The organism is Candidatus Borkfalkia ceftriaxoniphila (assembly GCF_004134775.1).
Taxonomy (GTDB): domain Bacteria; phylum Bacillota; class Clostridia; order Christensenellales; family Borkfalkiaceae; genus Borkfalkia; species Borkfalkia ceftriaxoniphila.
Map to the genome: position 1 here is coordinate 1,400,704 of NZ_SDOZ01000002.1, position 20,700 is coordinate 1,421,403.

16 protein-coding genes are annotated in these 20,700 nt (G+C 51.6%); 12 read left to right on the forward strand and 4 right to left on the reverse strand.

Annotated features, from left to right (window positions below):
* Genes ESZ91_RS06535 through ESZ91_RS06555 form a run of 5 tightly spaced genes read left to right on the forward strand, consistent with a single transcriptional unit; the run spans window position 1 to window position 8,642 of the window.
* Window positions 1-915: a carbohydrate ABC transporter permease gene (locus ESZ91_RS06535; RefSeq protein ID WP_161971086.1), complete on the forward strand. Its 915-nt coding sequence runs from the start codon at window positions 1-3 to the stop codon at window positions 913-915.
* Window positions 916-931: 16 nt separating this feature from the next.
* Entirely contained in the window at window positions 932-2,557 is a 1,626-nt protein-coding gene (locus ESZ91_RS06540) for a type 2 periplasmic-binding domain-containing protein (protein ID WP_161971087.1), read from the forward strand.
* A 23-nt stretch (window positions 2,558-2,580) separates the two neighbouring features.
* Window positions 2,581-5,547 carry a hypothetical protein gene (locus ESZ91_RS06545; RefSeq protein ID WP_129225348.1) on the forward strand — a complete coding sequence of 989 codons (2,967 nt, stop codon included), beginning with the start codon at window positions 2,581-2,583 and terminating at the stop codon, window positions 5,545-5,547.
* A 54-nt stretch (window positions 5,548-5,601) separates the two neighbouring features.
* Entirely contained in the window at window positions 5,602-8,169 is a 2,568-nt protein-coding gene (locus ESZ91_RS06550) for an alpha-L-rhamnosidase (protein ID WP_129225350.1), read from the forward strand.
* On the forward strand, window positions 8,166-8,642 hold the full coding sequence (locus ESZ91_RS06555; protein ID WP_161971088.1) for an HAD-IIIA family hydrolase: 477 nt from the start codon (window positions 8,166-8,168) through the stop codon (window positions 8,640-8,642). The genes ESZ91_RS06550 and ESZ91_RS06555 overlap by 4 nt, the downstream gene beginning before the upstream one ends.
* Window positions 8,643-8,675: 33 nt before the next feature.
* On the opposite strand, the gene ESZ91_RS06560 is transcribed toward ESZ91_RS06555, so the two are convergent.
* Window positions 8,676-9,209 carry a GNAT family N-acetyltransferase gene (locus ESZ91_RS06560; protein WP_129225354.1) on the reverse strand — a complete coding sequence of 178 codons (534 nt, stop codon included), beginning with the start codon at window positions 9,207-9,209 and terminating at the stop codon, window positions 8,676-8,678.
* 9 nt (window positions 9,210-9,218) lie between these two features.
* Window positions 9,219-10,100: a LysR family transcriptional regulator gene (locus ESZ91_RS06565; protein ID WP_129225356.1), complete on the reverse strand. Its 882-nt coding sequence runs from the start codon at window positions 10,098-10,100 to the stop codon at window positions 9,219-9,221.
* Between the two features lie 109 nt (window positions 10,101-10,209).
* Between ESZ91_RS06565 and ESZ91_RS06570 the strand changes: the two genes are divergently transcribed.
* Both ESZ91_RS06570 and ESZ91_RS06575 read left to right on the forward strand, forming a co-directional pair.
* A complete protein-coding gene (locus tag ESZ91_RS06570; protein ID WP_129225358.1) occupies window positions 10,210-10,797 on the forward strand; it encodes a chromate transporter in 588 nt (195 codons plus the stop codon).
* Window positions 10,794-11,354, forward strand: a complete 561-nt coding sequence (locus ESZ91_RS06575) for a chromate transporter (RefSeq protein ID WP_129225360.1) — start codon at window positions 10,794-10,796, stop codon at window positions 11,352-11,354. Before ESZ91_RS06570 ends, ESZ91_RS06575 begins: the two co-directional genes overlap by 4 nt.
* Window positions 11,355-11,386: 32 nt before the next feature.
* Here the strand turns inward: ESZ91_RS06575 and ESZ91_RS06580 are convergent, their stop codons facing one another.
* A complete protein-coding gene (locus ESZ91_RS06580; protein WP_129225362.1) occupies window positions 11,387-12,232 on the reverse strand; it encodes an AraC family transcriptional regulator in 846 nt (281 codons plus the stop codon).
* Between the two features lie 127 nt (window positions 12,233-12,359).
* Here ESZ91_RS06580 and ESZ91_RS06585 point away from each other — a divergent pair, with 127 nt between their 5' ends.
* Both ESZ91_RS06585 and ESZ91_RS06590 read left to right on the forward strand, forming a co-directional pair.
* Window positions 12,360-13,472, forward strand: coding sequence for a uroporphyrinogen decarboxylase family protein (locus ESZ91_RS06585; RefSeq protein WP_129225364.1), 1,113 nt, complete (start codon window positions 12,360-12,362; stop codon window positions 13,470-13,472).
* Between the two features lie 126 nt (window positions 13,473-13,598).
* Window positions 13,599-15,599 carry a hypothetical protein gene (locus tag ESZ91_RS06590; RefSeq protein WP_129225366.1) on the forward strand — a complete coding sequence of 667 codons (2,001 nt, stop codon included), beginning with the start codon at window positions 13,599-13,601 and terminating at the stop codon, window positions 15,597-15,599.
* Between the two features lie 41 nt (window positions 15,600-15,640).
* Here ESZ91_RS06590 and ESZ91_RS06595 read toward each other — a convergent pair whose 3' ends face one another.
* Entirely contained in the window at window positions 15,641-16,750 is a 1,110-nt protein-coding gene (locus tag ESZ91_RS06595; RefSeq protein ID WP_129225368.1) for a WG repeat-containing protein, read from the reverse strand.
* 170 nt (window positions 16,751-16,920) lie between these two features.
* Between ESZ91_RS06595 and ESZ91_RS06600 the strand changes: the two genes are divergently transcribed.
* The 3 genes from ESZ91_RS06600 to ESZ91_RS06610 are packed head-to-tail and all read left to right on the forward strand — an operon-like array spanning window position 16,921 to window position 20,696.
* On the forward strand, window positions 16,921-18,309 hold the full coding sequence (locus ESZ91_RS06600) for an ABC transporter substrate-binding protein (RefSeq protein WP_129225370.1): 1,389 nt from the start codon (window positions 16,921-16,923) through the stop codon (window positions 18,307-18,309).
* A 19-nt stretch (window positions 18,310-18,328) separates the two neighbouring features.
* The gene (locus tag ESZ91_RS06605) at window positions 18,329-19,693 is read left to right on the forward strand and encodes a hypothetical protein (RefSeq protein ID WP_129225372.1); all 1,365 of its coding nucleotides are present in this window, start codon (window positions 18,329-18,331) and stop codon (window positions 19,691-19,693) included.
* Window positions 19,694-19,709: 16 nt separating this feature from the next.
* Window positions 19,710-20,696: a carbohydrate ABC transporter permease gene (locus ESZ91_RS06610; protein ID WP_129225374.1), complete on the forward strand. Its 987-nt coding sequence runs from the start codon at window positions 19,710-19,712 to the stop codon at window positions 20,694-20,696.
* Window positions 20,697-20,700: the final 4 nt, after the last annotated feature.

Below are 20,700 nucleotides of genomic sequence, written 5' to 3' on the forward strand. Positions count from 1 at the left end.
ATGGAAAACAACAGGGTAGGCCTTTTATCGAAAATAAAACGCGCCATGCGCCGCGAGCGCTGGAACGCAGAGCGGTATTATCAGATTTTTTTATACGTCTTTATTTTTCTGCTTTCGCTCGTATGCCTATATCCGCTCGTATACGTTTTGAGCGCCTCGCTGATGAGTGTTTCCGAATGGCAGGCGCGCGGCGGCGTGTTTCTGGTGCCGCACCGCCCCACGCTGGAAGCGTATAAATTCGTACTGTCCCAGCACCAGTTGTACCAGTCTTTGGGCGTGAGCGTCGCGAGGACGGTTGTGGGCGCGGTCCTTTCCGTCGTCACCTGCGCTTTGACGGGCTATGCGCTCTCCCGAAATGACTTTTTCGGAAAAAAGCCGCTGTCTGTGCTGCTCTTTATCACCCTCATCTATTACGGAGGGTTGATCCCGAGTTATCTCGTCATCGAGCAGATGGGGCTTTTGAACACCTTCTGGGTATTCGTTATTCCCTCCATGCTGGGCGGCTGGAACGCGCTCGTGTTCCGCCAGACGTTCCAGGGCGTTCCCCCCGAGATAGAGGAGTCCGCCATGGTGGACGGCGCGTCGCCGCTGCGCATATTGTGGTCCATTCTGTTACCCATGAATATGCCCACGGTGGCGGTCATACTGCTCTTTTCGGCGGTGGGGCAGTGGAATTCCTGGTTCGACGCGTCGATGTATATCGATTCGTCCAACGCGTCGCTCACGCCTCTGCAACTCTTTTTGCAGCGCGTGTTTGCGGAACAAAAGCCCGATTCGGGGCAGGCGACCCTCTTAAACGTGGAAACACAGAAAATGGCGGTCGCCGTGATCGGTATCGTTCCTATCCTCTGCGTATACCCTTTCTTTCAGAAATACTTTACAAAGGGCGTGTACGTCGGAGCGGTCAAGGGATAAAAAATAAAAGGAGAAGATGATGAAACTGATTCAAAAATGTTTGGTAGTGCTATTGTCGCTCTTGTTGGCGGGAAGCGTTTTGGCGGGCTGCGGCGGCCGCGGAAATTCGCAGACGGCGACCGACGACATCGTGGAAATACTCTACCGCGGGTGGAACAATCTGCCCATCGAAAATTCCTACGTAAATAATCCGTACAAGGAATTTATCGACAAAAAATACAATTTCGATTACCGTGTTTCCCTTTCATCGGATTTTACGAACGAAGTGTCCAAACGCTTTGCCTCGACAAAGACGCGCCTTCCCGACATCGTCATGTTCGAGACACAGGACTACGCGGCGATGAAGAGCCTGTACAATCAGGGATTTTTCATCGAGGATTACACGCCTTATCTCGATTCGCTGCCGCAGTATAAGGCTCTGTTTGAAAACAATCTCGCCGCCAAGGCGAAACTGACCGAAAACGGCAATATCATCGCGCTTACGCGCGAGGCGAACGATCCTGTGTGGATGCACAAGATCCGCAAGGATTGGGTGGAAAAATACGCGAACGGCAAGATTCCCGCCACGGTGGACGAACTGCTCGCAATGGCGGAAAACGTGAAGAAAGATTCCAAGGCGGGCGACGAAAAATATCTGTTCACCGCCGCGGGCAGCCGCAAGGATATCGGCGATCTCCACCGTTTCCAGTTCATGTTCGGCGATTACGACGACTGGTACGTCAAAGACGGTGAGGTGAGTCATCCCATTCTGGACGGCACGCACGAAAAGTTTTTGAAGTTCTGCCGTACGCTGTACGAGAAGGATTATATCGATCCCAACTTCCTGTTGCAGGACTGGACGCAGAAAAAGACGCTTTTGCACAACGGGCATATCGGCATCGACTATTATACGCCCGCTATCGCCACCGAACAGATCTTTTATAATAACAACGACGAGAGCCAGACGAATATCTGGATGAATATGCCCATGCCTACGGATACGGCGGGCGTGACGCGCGGCGGCGTGACGCAGGAAACTTTCCAGTACTATTTCGTCATCAACAAAAAACTGACGGAAAACGAAGAAAAATTCGCCTCCGTGCTGCAATTCCTGAACGATATGCTATATCCCGAAGACGAGGCGGAGCGCAACGAGAGTACGTATATGAAGATACGCTGGGGCGTGGACGTGGACAATTACGAGATCGGAGAGGGCAAGGAGATGGAACCCGTTTTAAGAGACGGCAAAGATACGGGATTCATCACTTATTATTATCAGAAGAACCCGCAGAACCACGCACGCCCGACCAACGGCGCGACCTGGGATTACGGCGTGCCCATGGCGACGACCAACGACAAAGTTGTAGAGTATCTGGGCGCGACCAGTTACGGACAGAGCGCGTACGACTATATCGATCTCTATAACGGCGCGCTGGAATACAATCTGAAAAATCCCAATTTCAACTACGGCGAAATGGTGAACATCAGTTCGCGCATAGAGAGCAAACTCACCGACCTTTTGAACGAGTTCGAAACGACGTATATTCTGGGCACGGCTTCCCGCTCGTACGAGGAATTCCGCAATACCTGGCTGCAATACGGCGGGGAAACGGCGAAGAGGACGGCGGAGCAGCAGTTCAGGGCCGCGGGCTTACTCAAATAAAAATTTTATAAGGGGACAGGAATATGAGAAACAAACTTTTAGTGTTTATCTTGGCGCTCTTCTCGCTTTCGGCGGCGTTCGCGCTCGCCTCTTGCGGGGGCGGCGGGCCGAAAGTGACGCCCTCCAAAGCGGAATACGATATCGGCGCGGGCGGCGATCTGGAATTTACCGTCGATCTGAACGGCGGCAAACTCACGCGCGTCAAGGACGACGGCGCGGTCGTCGATCCGACGGAATACCTCTTCGAGGAAAAGGAAAACAAACTGACGATTTTCGAATCGTACCTTCTCTACGCGGAGACGAAGGAACACACCTTTACGCTCGTGACCGACAAGGGCGAAACGGAATTTATCGTCAATATTACCAACAAAGTCAAGACGAGTTTCGACGAGTCCGACCGCGGCTATGCTTACGGTTCGGGCAAGGATCTCGAAATCGACGCGGACTTTTCGACCGCCACGGTGTCCTCGGTGACTGCGGGCGGGCGCAAACTTGCCTCTGCCGATTATTCGTACGACGGCGCGGCGAAAAAATTTGCGGTCAAGACGGCGTTTCTGGATACGCTGTACGGTGAAACGGAGATCACCGTCAATCTTTCCAACAACCAGTCGTATAAATTCAAAGTGACTTCCGACTGCCTGTTCGCCGCCAACTTCGACGACGATAATATTCCTTCATTCTACAACGAATACCGCAACGCGACGACGACCGCCGCGGGCTGGAACGGCACGAGGGCGCTGCATTGGAAGGGCAACGGCGGCAATCTGATGATCTTCTATGTGGAAAACTATAATTACGGTTTGCAGACTGCGTTCGAGGCAGGCAAGACCTACTGCCTGTCCTTCCAGTTCAAAAACAACTGGACGGGCGAAGGAAATCCCGAAGGATTCGTGGGCATGAGTCTTTCCAACACTGCGCTGTTCAATCTGAATTACCTCAATAACACGGTGGACGGTGGCGTGGCGAGTTGCGACGCAAACGGCGTGTGGAGCGTGAAAATTTACTTCGACGCGCCCGCCGCGGGACAGTTCACCTATATGTACACGGGCTATCGTGACGGTTCCGACGCGGTGCTGTTCGACCTCTTGTTCGACAATATCGTGCTTCTGGAAGCGGAAGACCGCCCCCCCGTTCTCGACGAACGCGACGGGGAAAAGACTTTTTCCAAAGGACAGGAGAGCGATCTGTGGTTCGACGGCGAATTCGGGCTTTCCAAAGTCAAGAGCGTTTCTGCGGGAGGCAAAACGCTTTCCGCCGAAGACTATTCGGTGCTCGCGTCGAGCGTGATCCTTAAAAATTCCTACCTTTCTAAACTTACCGAAGACACGCAGTTTATCGTGACGTTTGAAAACGACAAGACGGTCGCTTTCAAGGTGAAACTGGGCAAATCCCTTTCCACCGTGTTCGACGAGGACAACGAGCGCGAGTATCTCTACGGCAGCGGCGATCTCTCCTTCGACGTAAATTTCCGCGGATTCTCCGTACTTTCCGTCAAAAACGGGCAGGAACTTGTGCCCGAATCCGCGTATGTGCTTGCAGAGAACAAACTGACCGTCAAACAGGCGTATCTCGACACGCTGCAAGGGAAGAACGACTTCGTGCTCACCGTGGACAATGCGGGGCTGGTGGACGGTAAAGACGAGGCGGAAACGCACGCTTTTTTCATCACCTCCAACGCAGCGGTCAATATCGGGTTCGGCGAATCGGATATCCTGAGTTCGGGCATCGTCGGGGCGATCGCGCCCGCGAAAAACGAGATCGCCGACGGCTGGGACGGTAAGGCGTGGAACCTCTCCGCCACGGGCGGCAATTTTATGGCGATGAAGGCGGCGGGCGCGGCGTGGAGTTACGGTTCGTATGAGGCTCCCTTCGTGGATAACACGCTCTATTGCCTGCAATTCGACGTAAAACTCAATTCCCAGACCAAACTTGAGGGAGAAGCGTCGTTCGTCAACTTTATTCTCCACGGCACTTCTGTCCTCGCGTCTTTCCATTTCGACGAGAACAAGACGTTTGTGCCCGAAGCGGACAAGGGCGTCACGTTCGTCGACCGCGGTAACGGCGTATATACCGTATCTTTCCGATTCACGTATATGTTAGAGGGACTTTCGGGCGAAGAAGGATGCGTGCGCATCGAGGCGCAGCAGTATAACGAATATTCGTACGATATTCTCTTTGATAAGGTCGTCGTTTACGCGGTGCCTCTGGCGACTTCCGCGCTCTACGAGCACGGTTCGATGCGCGACGTTTCCTACAACGTGACGTTTGAAGAAGTGAAAGAAGTCAAGGCGAACGGAGTGGCGCTCGCCGCCGGTCAATACGCACTGGAAGACGGCAAACTCATAATCCGCGGCGCGTTTGCGGAAACGATCGTCGGCTCTGCGGAGATCGTCGCCACCAAGAGCGACGACGCCGAGGAAACGTTCATACTTCTTTCCACGCTGTTACAGGATATCGACTTCGAGCGCGAAACGGATCCGGGCTTTATGGCGGCGGACATTCTGACCTCTACGCAGAACGGCGCGGTCGAAAACGGCATCGAGGGCAAGTCCTGGCAACTTACGGCGACGGGCGGCAACTTCATGACATTTGCGCCCGCGGCTTCGCAGTGGCTTTCGGTCAACATGTGGCCCGCTACGATCACCGAATTCCGCGCGGGCGTCAGATACGCGCTGCAATTCGACGTAAAACTTCTCGGACAGTACGCGCACGGCACCAAGGACGCGCCCGCGGCCGCGGTCAACTTTATCCTGCACGGCACCGATCACGACGGCAAGTTCTACTTCGATGTGACGACGGGCGCGCTCACCGTCACAGAGGATGTCGGCGTTACCGTTACGGGCGGAGAAAACGGCGTCTACACGGTAAAATTCGAATTCGTCTACACGCCCTCAGGACACGAAGGCTGCGTGCGGCTGGAAGCGGATTCGTGGCAGAACGTCGACTACGATATCCTGTTCGATAATATATCCGTAAATCAAATCGTATAAATAAAACGGGCGGGGAAAGCGACGCTTTCCCCGCCTTCGAAAAGGAAGACTTGTATGCTGAAAATTCAACATTTCACCGTAGAACACAGAATCGAGCCTTTGGGGCTGGATGAGGAGCGCCCCGCGTTTTCCTATCGTCTCGAATCCGACCGCAGGAACGTCGTGCAGAAAAAAATGCGGCTCGTCGTCCGGCAAGGGGAGAATACCGTGTGGGACACGGGCATGACCGAAAGCGGCGAAACGCTCTATCATATATATGCGGGCGCGCCGCTCGCGCCCTGCACGCGCTACGACGTAAAGGTACATGCCGAGGACAACCACGGGGATACGGCGAGCGCCGAAACCTGTTTCGAAACGGGGCTGATGCCCCGTATATCGCCTGTCAAGGCACAGTTCGTCACCCACGGGTTCGAGGAAGAGAATCTATGCCCCGTGCTCTGCAAGCGCTTTTCCTGCGGCAAAAAGGTGCGTGGCGCGCGCCTGTACGCCTCTGCGCTCGGCATGTACGATCTGATGCTCAACGGCGAACGCGTCGGCGATCTGTATTTCACGCCCTATTGGACGAGTTACCGCTATGCGCTCGAATACCAGACGTACGATGTCACGGCGCTTTTGCGGGAACACAACGAGTTGGAAATGACGCTTGCCGACGGCTGGTACAAGGGGGAACTCACCTGGCTGCGCAAAAAGAATCTGTACGGCGACCGCCTGGCGGGCTGGCTGGAACTACACGTTTGTTACGAGGACGGCACTACGGAAAAAATCGTCACCGACGAAACGTGGCAGTCACGTCAAAGCAGTATCATATCTTCGCTGTACGACGGCGAATGCCAGAACTTTTGTGCGGAAAAGGGAGAAACGCGCCCCGCGCGCGTCTATGCGCACGATACGGGCATTCTCGTTTCGCAGTTGAATGAACCCGTGCGCCGCCGCGAGATTTTGAAAGTAAAAGAGATCCTGAAATCCCCGCAGGGCGAAACCATTCTCGATTTCGGTCAAAATCTCACGGGACGGGTGGAATTTCGCGCGCGCGGCAAAAAGGGACAAAAGGTCGTTCTCCGCTTTGCCGAAGTGCTCGACAGGTACGGCAACCTCTATACGGACAATCTCCGCACCGCCAAGGCGACGGATACTTTCATTCTGAGCGGTAAAGAACAGACGTACGCGCCGCGGTTCACCTTTCACGGTTTCCGCTACTGCGAAGTGCAGGGCGCGGACGGCTTAACTCTTGAAGATTTTCGGGCGGTCGCCATGTACAGCGATATGGCGCGCAGCGGGAGGCTGGAAACTTCCGACGAGGATATGAACAAACTGTACGAAAATCAGTTTTGGAGCAACCGCGGCAACTTTTTGGATCTTCCCACCGACTGCCCCCAGCGCGACGAGCGGCTGGGCTGGACGGCGGACGCCATGATCTATTGCCGTACGGCGTGCACCAATTTCAACGCCTACCTGTTTTTCCGCAAATGGCTCAAAGACGTGGCGCACGAGCAGAGCACCGAATACGGCGTGCCGCACATCGTGCCGAACCCGCTCGAGCAAACGGATTCCGCCGCCGCCGCGTGGAGCGACGCCGCCGCGGTCATTCCCTGGGTATTGTACCGCGTGTACGGCGACAGGCGCATTCTGGAAGAACAGTTCGGGAGTATGCGCGGATGGGTGGATTACGTGGCGGCGCACGCCGACCGGGACGGGCTGTGGAAGAGCAATTTCCAGTTCGGGGACTGGCTCGCTCTGGACATGGACGAATTTTCCGACCGCACGGGCAGTACGGACAAATACTTTCTCGCCAACGCCTTTTACCTTAATTCCGCGCGCATCGTATGCGACGCGGCACATGTGCTAGGCAGGGCAGATGACGAGAAAAAGTACCGCGCGCTCTATGAAAACCTGCTTTCCGCCATGCAACGCGAGTATATCACCGCCACGGGGCGCATGGTTTCTGAAACGCAGACGGCGTACGTCATTGCGCTGTGTTTCGATATCGTGCCCGAAAATTTCCGCCAAGCGTTCGTGGAGCGGCTCTCCGCGGACATAAAACGCCGCGGGCATTTCATGACGGGATTTTTAGGCACGCCTTTCATCTGTTTCGCCCTTACCGACAACGGCAGACAGTCGCTGACCGATCTTATACTGCGCCGCGATAAATACCCCAGTTGGCTGTATCCCATCCGCCACGGCGCCACTACCATGTGGGAGCGCTGGAACAGCCGTCTGGAAAACGGCGATTTCAACCCCGGCGACATGAATTCTTTCAACCACTGTGCATACGGTTCGGTGGCGGAATGGCTGTACCGCCGACTCGCGGGTATCGAAGAAATAGAGCCTGGCTACCGTAAGATACGCATTTGCCCCGTTTACAGCGCGGGTTATTACGATTACAGCCGCGGCACCGTGACCGCGAGCGACGAGGTCAGTCCCGTCTATATGGAGGGGATCGACCGTGTGAAAGGTACGTATGAAAGCGTGTACGGCGAGATCAGTGCGGAAACAGACTATAAAGAGGGCGTTTTGCGCGTCAAGATCCCTCCGAACACGACCGCCCTCGTCGTTACGCCCGACGGGAAAGAGCACGAAGTGGGGTCGGGAAGTTACGTATTTACTTTCGGGAGCCTACGGTGATCCGCTGCGTATTCTTTGACCGCGACGGCACGCTGGGTACGCTGGACGATGTCCGCTATCCGCAGACGTTCCGTCTTTTTCCCGACGCGAAGAAGACGATAGACGCGTTAAAAGCGCGCGGAATGTTTGTCTTTATCGCAAGCAATCAGTCGTGTGTCGCGCGGGGTACCGATGGCGGCTACGATTTTGCCCGTGAATTTTCTCTTCTGGGCGCGGATGATTGGTTCATCTGCCCGCACGACAAAAAAGACGGCTGCGCTTGTCGCAAGCCGAAAACGGGGCTTTTGGACGAGGCTGTGCGAAAATACGGTCTGATAAGGCGCGAGTGTGCCATGGTGGGGGATCGGGAGACGGATATCGAATGCGGCAGGGCGGCGGGCATGTTTACCGTCCTTTTAGACGACTCGGGCGCAAAGCTGACGGAGGCGGACGTTTCTGTGCGTTCGCTCTCCGAATTATTGTATTTATTATAATAAAAGGCATACCCTTGCGGGTATGCTTTTAATTTAAAATTTGTAATATAAGCGGTACCAAAAACCGCCCATGTACGCTTTTAAAAGCGCTTGCAGTTCGTCTGCGCTCACTTGCCCTCCGAAAGACAGAGCCTGATAGGCAATGCCTTTTTCGATCATCGGATAGCCGCACGCGGCAAAGCAATTTTTCTGATAGAACGCCTTGCGTTTTTGTCTTTGTTCTCTGTTTTCGCACGGTGCGTCGGGGTCTTCGATGGTCAGGATCAGCCGCCGCGCGGGAAATTTTTCTTTCAGGGCATCGAGGATTTGCGACCCGTATCCCTTGCCGCGCAAATCGCCGCGCACCGCGAAATAAAACACGAAGACGATGTCTTTATGATATATTAAATTCAAAAGCCCGACGAAAGTATCTTCGTCGTAAATGCCGAAGCAATCGGAAACTTTCTTTTTCGCCTTGGCTTTCAAAAAGAACAGCGGCGCACGCTCCTCTTTGGGAAATGCCTCCTTATACAGCGCGGAAAAATCCCGATAGATATTTTTATCCTGTTTCGATGAAACGAACCTCATAAAACGCTCCTATTTGAACAATTCCGCCGATTTGAGGCAGAGTTGTAAAATTTGTTTTTGCGCGGCGGTCAGCCGCTTGTTGTTGCGCATGATCACGTTGTACGTGCGCGTAAAATCGGCGTTTTCGATGCGTATCTGTCTGAGCGTGCCGTCGCTTAGAAACGCTTTGACGATGTGATAGGACAAGATCGATATGCCGCCCAGCCCCGTAAGACACTGAATGATCGCCTGCGTGCTCACCGATTCGACGGCGGGTTCGATCCGTATCTTTTCCCGCGCGCAGTACTGATCGAAATAATCCCGTGCGGCGCTGCCCTTTTCGCGCAGAAAAAAACGGTGCCCCGCAAGTTCCTTTGCGCTCAATTCATCAGCGGCGGGATAATCTTTCGCGCATACCGCGACGAGGCGGTCCTCATAAAAGGGGATCTCGGTGAGCGCTTCGCCGGAAGCGCCGCTCTCGATGAGCGCGAAATCCAGTTCGCCGCGCAGCACCATCTCTTCGATGAGTCTGGTCTGATGTATCTTGATGGAGATCTGTACGTCGGGAAAGGCGTGCGTTATGTCCGCCGCGATGCGCGGGATCATATATTTTCCGACGGTGAGCGAGGAGCCGAACCGCAGTTTTTCATGGCTGCTTTCGCGCTTTGCGTGTTCTTCGAAAGCGGAAAAGGCGTTGAGTACCAGACTTGCTTCGTCGTACATACGGCTGCCTATCTCCGTGATGACCAGGCGTTTGTTGATGCGCTCGAACAATTGAATGCCGTAATTTCTTTCCAGTTCCGCGATCGCCACGCTCACCGCGGGCTGTGCCATGTATAAATTTTCCGCCGCGCGCGTGATGCTGCCCGTCCTGCACACTTCGGTAAATATTTTCAGATGCCGCAGAGTCATGTTTTCTCCGATATAATAAAAGAATTATGAATTTGATAACATTATAATATTTTACAAAGGTTTCGTCAAGTAGTATAATAAACGGGTAATGTTTTTTGCGGGAGCAACCATGAAAGAAAAGAGAAAAAAATACGCGACCATCTTTTTTACCTGTCTTTATTTAAGTTCGTTTACGTTCGGCGGCGGCCTTGTCATCGTGCCCATGATGCGCAAAAAATTCGTGGACGATCTCAAATGGCTGGAAGAGAAGGAAATGATGGATCTGACCGCCATCGCGCAGTCTTCCCCGGGCGCCATCGTCGTCAACGCCGCCATTCTTTTGGGTTATAAGATCGGCGGCGTGTTCGGCTCTCTTTTGGCGATTCTGGGCACGATCATTCCGCCCATGACCATCATCGCCGTCGTGTCCGTTTTTTACGAACTGTTCCGCACGAACGCAGTGGTGAACGCGGTGCTGTCGGGCATGCAGGCGGGCGTTGCGGCGGTCATCTGCGACGTGGTCGTCAGTATGTTTCTCGGAGAGGCGAAGGGGAAAAAGATACTGCCCATCGTGATCATGCTGCTTTCCTTTTCGCTCACGTATTTTCTGAAAGTCAACGTTGTATATATCATTCTCGCCTGTATCTTGTGGAGCGTCGCCGTCTTTTTCGTGCGGCGCGCCCGCGAAAAGAAGCCGAAGGGGGAAACCAAAAAATGATCTACTGGCAACTATTTCTCGTGTTCGTACAGGTGGGCTTGTTCAGCGTGGGCGGAGGATACGCCGCCATTCCCCTCATACAGGATTACGTGGTCGAGGGGCACGGTTGGCTGAGCATGACGGATTTTACCGACCTCATTACCATCGCCGAAATGACGCCCGGTCCCATCGCCATTAACAGCGCCACTTTTGTGGGTATGCGCGTGGGCGGACTCGGCGGCGCGGTGCTCGCCACGCTCGGCTGTATTTTGCCGTCGGGCATCATCGTCTGTCTTTTGGCGTTTCTCTATTTCAGATACAGAAAACTCACGCTGGTGCAGGGAATGCTCGGCACGCTCCGCCCCGCCGTGGTGGGGCTTATCGCTCCCGCCGCGATCTCCATTACGTTGCTCGCCTTATGGGGCGAGGGCGGCTTTTCTCCGCGCGTCGTCGATCTCAATCTGATCTCCTTTTTTATCTTTCTGTCTTCGTTTTTCATTCTCAGAAAGTATAAGGTCAATCCGATACTCGTCATGCTCGGCGCGGGGGGACTGGGCGCGGTCTTCTATCTGTTATAGCGAAAGGGAACGCCCGAGCGGCGTTCCCTTTTTTACTGTGATTTGTATTTTCCCGGGGTGGTGCCCGTCTGTTTTTTGAAGGCGCGGATGAACGCCGCCGCGTTCTCGTAGCCGATCTTTGCGGCGATCTCCTCGATCGAGAGGTCGCTCGTCTTTAAAAAGATCTGCGCGCGGCCGATGCGGTACGATTGCAGATACTCCATGGGCGTCATGCCCGTAATGCGGCTGAACAGGCGCAAAAAATGATATTTCGAGAGGAAGGCGCTTCCGGCGAGGTCGTCGAGCGTCACTTTTTCGCCGTAATGTTCTGCTACGTACCCGAGCGCGCGCTCTACGGGCGTGAGCGCTTTTTGATATTCGCAGTCCTCGCTCTGCTGTTTCAAGAGCATCAGAAAGAGTTTTTCGAGCACGTGCGAGGCATACAGAACGTCGTAGGGCAAAAACAATTCCCGCGGCTGTACGATCTCGCACAGCGTCCTGTAAAATTCTTCGTGGTCTGTGACGGACACGCAGAAATTTTCGTTTTTCGTAACGAGCGATGTCAGAGCCGCCGCCGCCGAACCCGTGTAGTGCACGTACAGAAAATGCCAGTGATCGCCGTCCGTGCCGTACACTTGCGCCTCCGCGCAATCGATGAGCATCAGCGTGCCCGCCGTCAGCGAATATTCCTTGCGGCGGTATAAAAGTCTGCCTTTGCCCGCGAGCGTGTAGATCAGAAGGTGCTGGTTCATGCCCGACCGCTCCGTCCGATAGGCGGAAGTACAGTAAAATTCGCCGTACGTCTGCACGGAAAGAGATAAATTCCCCACCGAAGAGTTATATGTGCACGAATCCGAATATGACTGCGCCGATACGCCGCTGAGTTTGATGTTGAACATATTTCTATCTTATCATATCTCCGCGCGTTTGTACAGCAATATCTGCATATTTTATTGCAATTTCGGGCATTGCAAGCGCTGATGATTTGTGATATAGTGATAGAAAGCAAATGTTTTGGAGGTCGTTATGACGAACAGGGAGCGCGCGTACAATCTTTTGCACTATAAGAGTGTGGACAGGATGCCTGCGGTGCATTTCGGATATTGGAACGAACTTTTGATCGAATGGGCGGAGCAGGGGCATATCAGCATGGATCTGGCGAAATCCTGGTACGACGGCTCGCCCGCAGACCATGAGTTAAACCGCTTGCTTGGCTGGGATTTCAACTGGTACACGACGGTGTGTCCGAACAACGGACTCAATCCGCCTTTCGAATATAAAATTCTGGAAACGCTGCCCGACGGTTTTAAGCGCGTACAGAACCCCGAAGGACTGATCGAGCGTATACGCGAAGGCGCGGGCTCCATTCCGGCAGAGGACGATTATCAACTCAAAGACCGTGCGGCGTTCGAAGAGTTGTACAAGCCGAAAATGCAGTTTTCGGAAGATCGGATCCCCACGGAATTTTTCGAAAAATTCAATGAAAACAGGGGCGACGATCCCGTAGGGCTGCATCTGGGGAGCGTGCTCGGCAATATCCGCAATATGCTGTCCGTCGTGGGTATGTCGTATATGATCTGCGACGATTACGATCTGTTCGCGGAAATTATCGATACGTTTGCGGATATGCAGTACAAATGCGCCGAGGCGGTATTGAAGACGGGCGCCAAATTCGATTTCGCGCATTACTGGGAAGATATCTGCTTCAAGAACGGCCCGCTCATTTCGCCCGATATGTTCGAGGAACTGTGCGCCAAGCACTATAAAAAGCGCAACGATCTTTGCAGACAATACGGTATCGACATCATCTCGCTCGACTGCGACGGCGTGACCGACCGCCTTTTGCCCATCTGGTACGAAAACGGCGTGAACACAATGTTCCCCATCGAGATCGGAACGTGGGGCGATCAGTTCGAACCTGCGCGCAAAAAGTTCGGGGAAGGCATTCTGGGCGTCGGCGCCATGGATAAGACCGCGCTGCGCAAGGACAAAGCGGCTGTGGACGCGGAGATCGAGCGCATCAAGCGCCTTGTCGATCTGGGCGGGTATATTCCCTGTCCCGATCACCGCATCATGCCCGGCAGCAAATGGGAACTCGTGCAGTACTACGTGGACGAGATCAAAAAAATCAAAGTGTAAAGTGTGATTGAAAAGAGCGTAATGAATGTTACGCTCTTTTTTTGTTCTGAAAATGTTAAAAAAAGTATTGACTTTTCGATAATACCGTGCTATATTTTTTACACTTAGTTTAAAAAATGGAGGGCGATGATGTATTATCGGATCGCAGTTAAGGCGGAAAGCGGCCTGCAAAAAGCGGAGGAAGAATTATTTTGTTACCTGAAAGCCATAGGAAACGTGTCGGAAGTGAATTCCGGCACCGACGGAGACTTTCTTATCCGGGTTGTCTGTAAAAAAATGCAAGAGGGGGATTTCTCTTTAAAATCGGATGGAAAAGTTCTGGATATTGCGGGCAACGGATTAAATGAAGTGTTGTGCGGCGTTTATACGGCGCTGGAAGAATACGGGGTGAAATTCGGTATTTCCGGCGAGGTCATACCCGAATCCGTTGATTTTTCCGTTTCGTTCAAGCGGCACGTAACGCCTGCCGTTCTGTATCGGGGGATCCGTCAGCACTTGAATTTTCCGATGGATATCAGTTCGTATTCGTTGAACGAGGCCAAGCGGTATATCCGAAACCTTGCACGTCTGCGCTATAATAGCATTACTTTCCACAGTTATCCCGGACAATTTTATTGCGGAAAATATCAGGGAGAAAAAATATCGGCGGGTAAGTTTTTTTACGGGGAAGTGCAGCCCGTTTCGAACATCGCCTTTTTAAAAAACAATGTTTCGAATTTAAATTATTTTTGTATCGAAGAATCGGAACAGTATTTCAACGACGAAGAGAAATTATCCGAGTATGCGGTTTTTTGGCTTCGCTCGGTCATGCAGGAATGCAAATCGTACGGCATGAGAGTGGTTTTTTCATTTGAGGTGCGCGGGGCGGACGCGGCGGAGATCGACGGCATGATCGCGTGGGTCCGCAAATCTTATCCGCAGGCGGATATCGTAGAATTGGCAACGCAGGAGTGCGGCTGCGGATGGGACGATTCCGCTTGTATTCCGAGCGGAGACCTGCGGGAACTGGCAACGCAGTTATACGGAAAACCCATCGTTGAAAAAATAGGCCCTTTGTTAAACGGCAGATACAGTCAGATGCCTCTCACGCTGCGGGAAATGAAAAAATGCATAGAAGCGGCAAAGAGAAACGAACGGTGCCGTGTTTTGATTTATGCGACCTGTATACAGACGTTACATGTATGTCGCCGCATATTGCAGGAATACGGTGTGGAACACGCGTTTTTATGTGCGCACGGCGCCAAATATGTGGAGAAAAATCTGGATGAATTGCTTGCCGAAGGGGATTCTATACCAGGGGTATATAGTTGGATCGAATTTGACGGAAATATGTTTCAGCCGGAAAATAAGGACGGACATAATTTCGATTTGCTGCATATGCTGCGCAAAAAAAGCCGAGGGAGCCGGATACCCGAAATCTCGTTGAATCATTGGCGCAATGCCGAAAATTCTCTTTCAATTGCCTATTGTGCCGAATTGATGATAGATTGTACTCCGCCCGCGTTCTTTTACGAAAAAGCAGATCTGCTTTGCGGTTTATCGCGCGGCGGGATCGAAAAATTATGCGAAACCATTGCCAAAGCGGAGGATTGCGCCCGAGACGAACTTCCGAATATCGGTTTTTGCGCCGTATATTGCTGGTATAATGCAGATCGCGAGTATTTAGGCTACATATCATTGTATGACCCGCAAAAACTCGAAAAATATGAGAAATTGCTGGACGAAGCGCGCGCCGTCGCGGATTCTCTGCAACCGACGGGGGCTGTCGGCGAACGGCTTCGGGCGTTTTGGTCGAACAGATTACGGGCGGGCGTTTGTCACGTACAAACGATCCGTGCGCTGATGCCTCTGAATGAATTGGCCAAATGCAAAGATCAGGATTCCAAAGAAAAAATGGCACAGGTTTGCTCTTGCGCCTTGGAATACGCGAAAAAATATCTTCGCATCACGACGGAGTATACGGCGGACCGCGGCGGTCAGGGCGTATTGATCAGTTATTATAAGACGATCTTTCAATATATCTATGTGCTTCGTGAACGCCTGTGCGGGATCCCGGTACCTGAAACCTACGAAAAAAGAAATTTGGATACGCCGCCCAGTCCCATGATTCAAAAAAACGTTCAATAGAAAAAAGGAGAGCATATGCTCTCCTTTTTTTATGAAATCGTTTAAAATTTCAGATTTACTTTTTCGATATATCCGAATTTTCCGTCAATTTTTACGGGACAGAGACCGTCGGCGCAGATATCGGCAAAGTCAAACCGCTGTTCGCAAATTTTCCCGTCCGTGTCGGCGTAAGCATATTGCCCATCTGTCAATTTTACGACGGCAAGACCGTCCGCATAGGGCGCGATATTTTCTATGCTTTGTTGTATTTCGATTTTTTTATCGTCCTTGCCTAATACGAAGGCTTGCCCGTTTTCGTCTTTCACGACGGCAAGCGGCGTATCGTTGCCGAAGTCGGTCGCCGAAGAGAACTGCGCTTCTATGCAAACTTTCCCGTTTCGGTCCAAGTAACCGAACAAGCCGTTTTTTCGAAAGCGGATACGGTCGGAAATACATTCGTAACAGTCGGCGGCATCGGTCCTGAAAAGGACTTTGCCTGCCGTATCGATGAAGACGATCGCTCCCGATTCATCTTTACATTTTCCAATCATGTTTGAAAATTCGTGCATTTCTTTATACATAAAATCCGTCAACAACTGCCCGTTTTTGTCGATCAACGCCCAATTTTGTTCAGCGTCACAAACGGCCGCCGCACCGTTTTGGAAGTTCGTCGTATTGGAAATTTCTTTCTCGATTGTTTCCCCGAACATATTTTTCAGTGTGCACATATTGGATCCGACAGCAAAATCGAGCAGCAGATTGCCCTGTTCGTCTGTATAATTGAACTGCATTCCGAACCCGTGACGCAGGGTGACGCGCGCAAAACCGTCGGAAAACGGCGCGGCAGAATAAAATTGCAATTCTATGGCGGTCGTTCCGTCTAAATTCATAAAACCGAACTTTCCTGCCTTTTCCACGCCGATCAGATGAGGGGATGCTATAAAAATACTGTCATAATTGCCGCTGAATATCACTTTTCCGTCCGTATCGATTACTTTTTCTCCGTCGTCTTCCGAAACGACGGCGTATCCGTTTGTGTACGGCGTTCCGCTTTTAAAGTGCTTTCCGAAGGCAAAATCCGATTTTTTATATTCGGAACACCCGATTATGATTCCGTTGCATAAAAGAATCGCCGCCAGACAGCATACGGCTGTACGTAGAAATTTTTTCATGAGAAAATCTCCTTTGCATGATTATCTGTATTTATAGTACCATAAGAGATCAAAGGTGTCAATGTTCTGAAACTCAGTTTAAAAATATTTTTAAACTAACTTTAAAAAAGATATTGACAAAACGTATTTCATGATTTATACTATATTCACAAAATGGAAGGAGGAAGTCAATGAAAAAAATTATTGCGATCATTTTGGGTGCGCTGTGCGCATTGTCTGTTGTCGGTTGTACGAACGGCAGAGGCGGCGCTTCCAACGAAATCTGGATTGCATTCGCAGAGACGGGATACGGCAGAGAGTATCTGGAAGACTGGATCGAAGAATTTCAGAAAGCATATCCCGAAGACAACTGGAAATTCGAACTGGAAGGAGATCCGCAGATGACCGGGCAGATCGGCACGCGTCTGAGCACCGATAATGAAGTGCCCGATATCTTCTTCGGATTGACGACGAACTGGCAGCAGTGGGCTTCCCGCGGGCTTTTGGCTGATCTCGGCGATGTATACGGAGCGCCCGTAGATGACGAAGGTACTACTCTTTTGGATTTCATGCGGCCGGGTGCGCGCGATTTCGGAAAGGTGAACGGAAAATATTACGCAATTCCCTGGAACGACAGTGCGGCGGGACTCATCTACAACAAAAAGATTTTTGATCAATATAAATTGCAGGTTCCCCAAACGGTGGAGGATCTGTACGCGCTGTGCGATACCATCAACCGTTTGCCCGTGAATACGGATAGTGACAAGACGAACGACATCGCCCCCTTTGCCTGGGGCGGCCAGGTCATTTCCTATTGGGATTTCGTAGTGCAGACATGGTGGGCGCAATACGAGGGCGCCGAGAGATATTCCGAATACTTCAAATACGATTCGGTGGACGGTTTTAAACAGGAAGGCCGTTTAAAAGCGCTGGAAGTTTTCGAAAACCTGGTGGTCGGAAAGGACGGCGTCCCCAAAAACAGTTATTCGGGCGCGATGGGGGATTCTCATATTCTTTCGCAAATGGCATTTTTGCAGGGGAAAGGCGCCATGATTCCCATGGGCGCATGGATGGAAACGGAAATGCGCAAGTCGATTCCCGACGGCTTCGAGATGCTTATGATGCCTACACCCTTTATCGCGGGCGCGAAAACGGACGCGTCGGGCAAACCCATTCAGGTAAACGCATCACAGGCGGGTGATTTCTTTATTGTGCCTAAAAATGCTCCCAATCTGGAAGGCGCGATCAAGTTCATGAAATTTATTCATACGAAAGAAATGACGTTGCTCTATACCGAAAATACGGGCACAGCACGTCCCTTTGACTATAATCCGTTGGAAGCGGAAGGACTGAGCGATTTTCAGAAATCCTGTTTGAATATTTATGAAAACAGCGTCACTGTTTACGAATTTTCGCAGAGCGTATTGTCCTGGCAGAATCTTGTGAGCAAGTGGCCGGGAACGGGCAGCCCGTATTCCAGAATGATACTGGATAACGAAAAGGCTTCTGATCTGTACGCCGAAATGAACTCGTATGTGTCTGAAAAATGGCCCGAATGGCAGAAACTCATCCATATGTAATTGAGAAACGGGAGAAAAGATGAAAAAGAAATTTTTAACGTTCGCTTTGGCTCTGTGTATGATTTTGCCCGCCGTCGGTTGCGAAAAGGGCAATTATACGAAAGTCGAGCCCGATTACAGCGCGTCGGAAGATACGCTTGCAATGCACATAGGCGGCTGGGTCGCTCCGCCGCCCGTGCAGAAAGCGGGAGGCGTGGATTATTGCACGCAGGAAAACTATAACGACGTTGCCGATTTCGGCATCAATACGATATACGGGCTTTATGAGCCTTGGGGATTGACCGTTGACGGCAAAAATGCAAACGAACGCGCGCTCGAATATACCGAAAAAGCGGGTATAGGGTTTTACGTGCGCGATTTGCAGGCAGGCGCCGCCTTGCAGGAAGGGGACAAAGATACTTTCGATCAGGTGTTCGGAAAGTATATGGAATACGATTCGTTCGCGGGCATTATGGCGGTGGACGAACCGTCTGCGGCGCTGTTTCCCGAAATTGCAGCTATGCGGAAAGGGTGGGATAAATTCGTCCCCGATAAAGATTTTTATGTGAACCTGTTTCCCACGTATGCGCTGCCGGGGCAACTGGGCATCGGCGAAACGGAAAATTACCGCGAGCATTATATCCGCAGATTTTTGCAGGAAACAGGCTTGAAAATGCTGTCTTACGATCACTATCCGCTGTTGGAAGACGGATGGGGCAAAGGCTCGCTGACGGCCGATTATCTTTATAACCTGGAAGTTTGTGCGGAAGAGGCGCGTGATGCGGGCGTACCTTTCTGGACGTTCTTGCAGGCAATGAGTTACGACAACGCGACGCGCTGCCCCACAGAAGCAGAACTGCGCTGGCAAGTACTGTGCAGCATGGCGTTCGGGGCTCAAGGTTATCAATATTTTTGTTATTGGACGCCTGCGGGTCCCGGGGATAATGTGACGAAATCCGCTTGCGTGACGGAATTCGGCGAAAAAACGCCCGTTTGGTATGCAGGACAAAAAATCAACAGAGAAATTCTGAATTTCGACCATGTATATCTCAATTACGAGTGGCAGGGAGTCATGCCCGTCCTCGCCGAGGGCAATTCGAAAAACAAACTGTTCAATATGATGAACCACGCATTGGATTCCGTCGGACGGATCCGTTCCGTCAAGTCGGATCAGGACGTGATCGTAGGGGCATTCAAGGACCGTGCGGATAACGATGCCTTTATGGTCGTGAATTTTTCCGACCCGGGCGACGAGAAATCCTGTAAAACCGAAGTCGTAATGAAGAGCGCATCGTCCGCCGTCGTCTATAAAAACGGAGTGCGCAGCGTGGCAGAAGCAAAAGGCGGAAAATTGACGCTTGAATTGGAAGCAGGCAACGGAGCGTTTGTCGTGCCTCTGCAATAAATGAGGGAGTATCGCAATGCCGAAAGTGAAAACGAGCACCGCGGAGCAGACGGAGTTTAATTCCGTACAGCCGAAAAAGATAAAAAACAATCTGAGCATGCCGCGTTCGCGTAAAATTTTTATCGCCTTGATGCTGGCATATCCTATTTTACATTTTTTGGTCTTTTGGCTGTATATCAACATCAATACATTTGTCATTTCATTTGAACGTTTTTCATATACGTCGGGCAAAAATGTTTTCGTCGGCTTTATGAACTATGAAGAGTTTTTCCGGAATCTGAGTTTGCCCTCGTCGGCGACGCTGCGCCATGCGATTGTCAACTCAATTTTGTATCTGCCTTTCAATAACTTCATATTATTGCCGCTGTCTGTCATCTGCGCTTATTTTTTGTTTAAAGGAGTATTCGGGCACAGAGTATTCCGCGTCGTTTTCTTTTTTCCCTCTATCATTTCGATCGTCGTATTGACGATGTCGTTTTCGTTCATGTTCAATACACAATTCGGGCCGATTGTCAAAATTCTGCAAAATATCGGGTTGGGGGCGCTTGTCCCTCCCAACGGATTTTTCGGAACGCCCGGACTTACACAGGGAATGGTGTTTTTATACTGCTTATGGGCGGGAATCGGATACAACGTAGTACTCCTCACGGGCGCGATTACAAGAATCCCCGAAGAAGTGCTCGAAGCGGGAAAACTCGACGGTATCCCCATGCGCAAAGAATTGTTTATGGTCGTCGTGCCGCTGATATTTCCGACCATTTCGACGCTGTTCATTACCGGAAGCATGGTCGTCTTTACTCTGTTTTTGCAGCCGATGCTGTTGGCGAACGGCGGTCCGAACGGAACCACATATACCGTCGCTTATTACATCGTCGATATGGTAAACAATAACAGGCTGGAAGAGGCGGCCGCCGCGGGCATTATATTCAGTATCATCGGTATACCGATCGTACAACTGATAAAATGGGGAATGGAAAAGATTACACCGCAGGTGGATTTTTAACCAG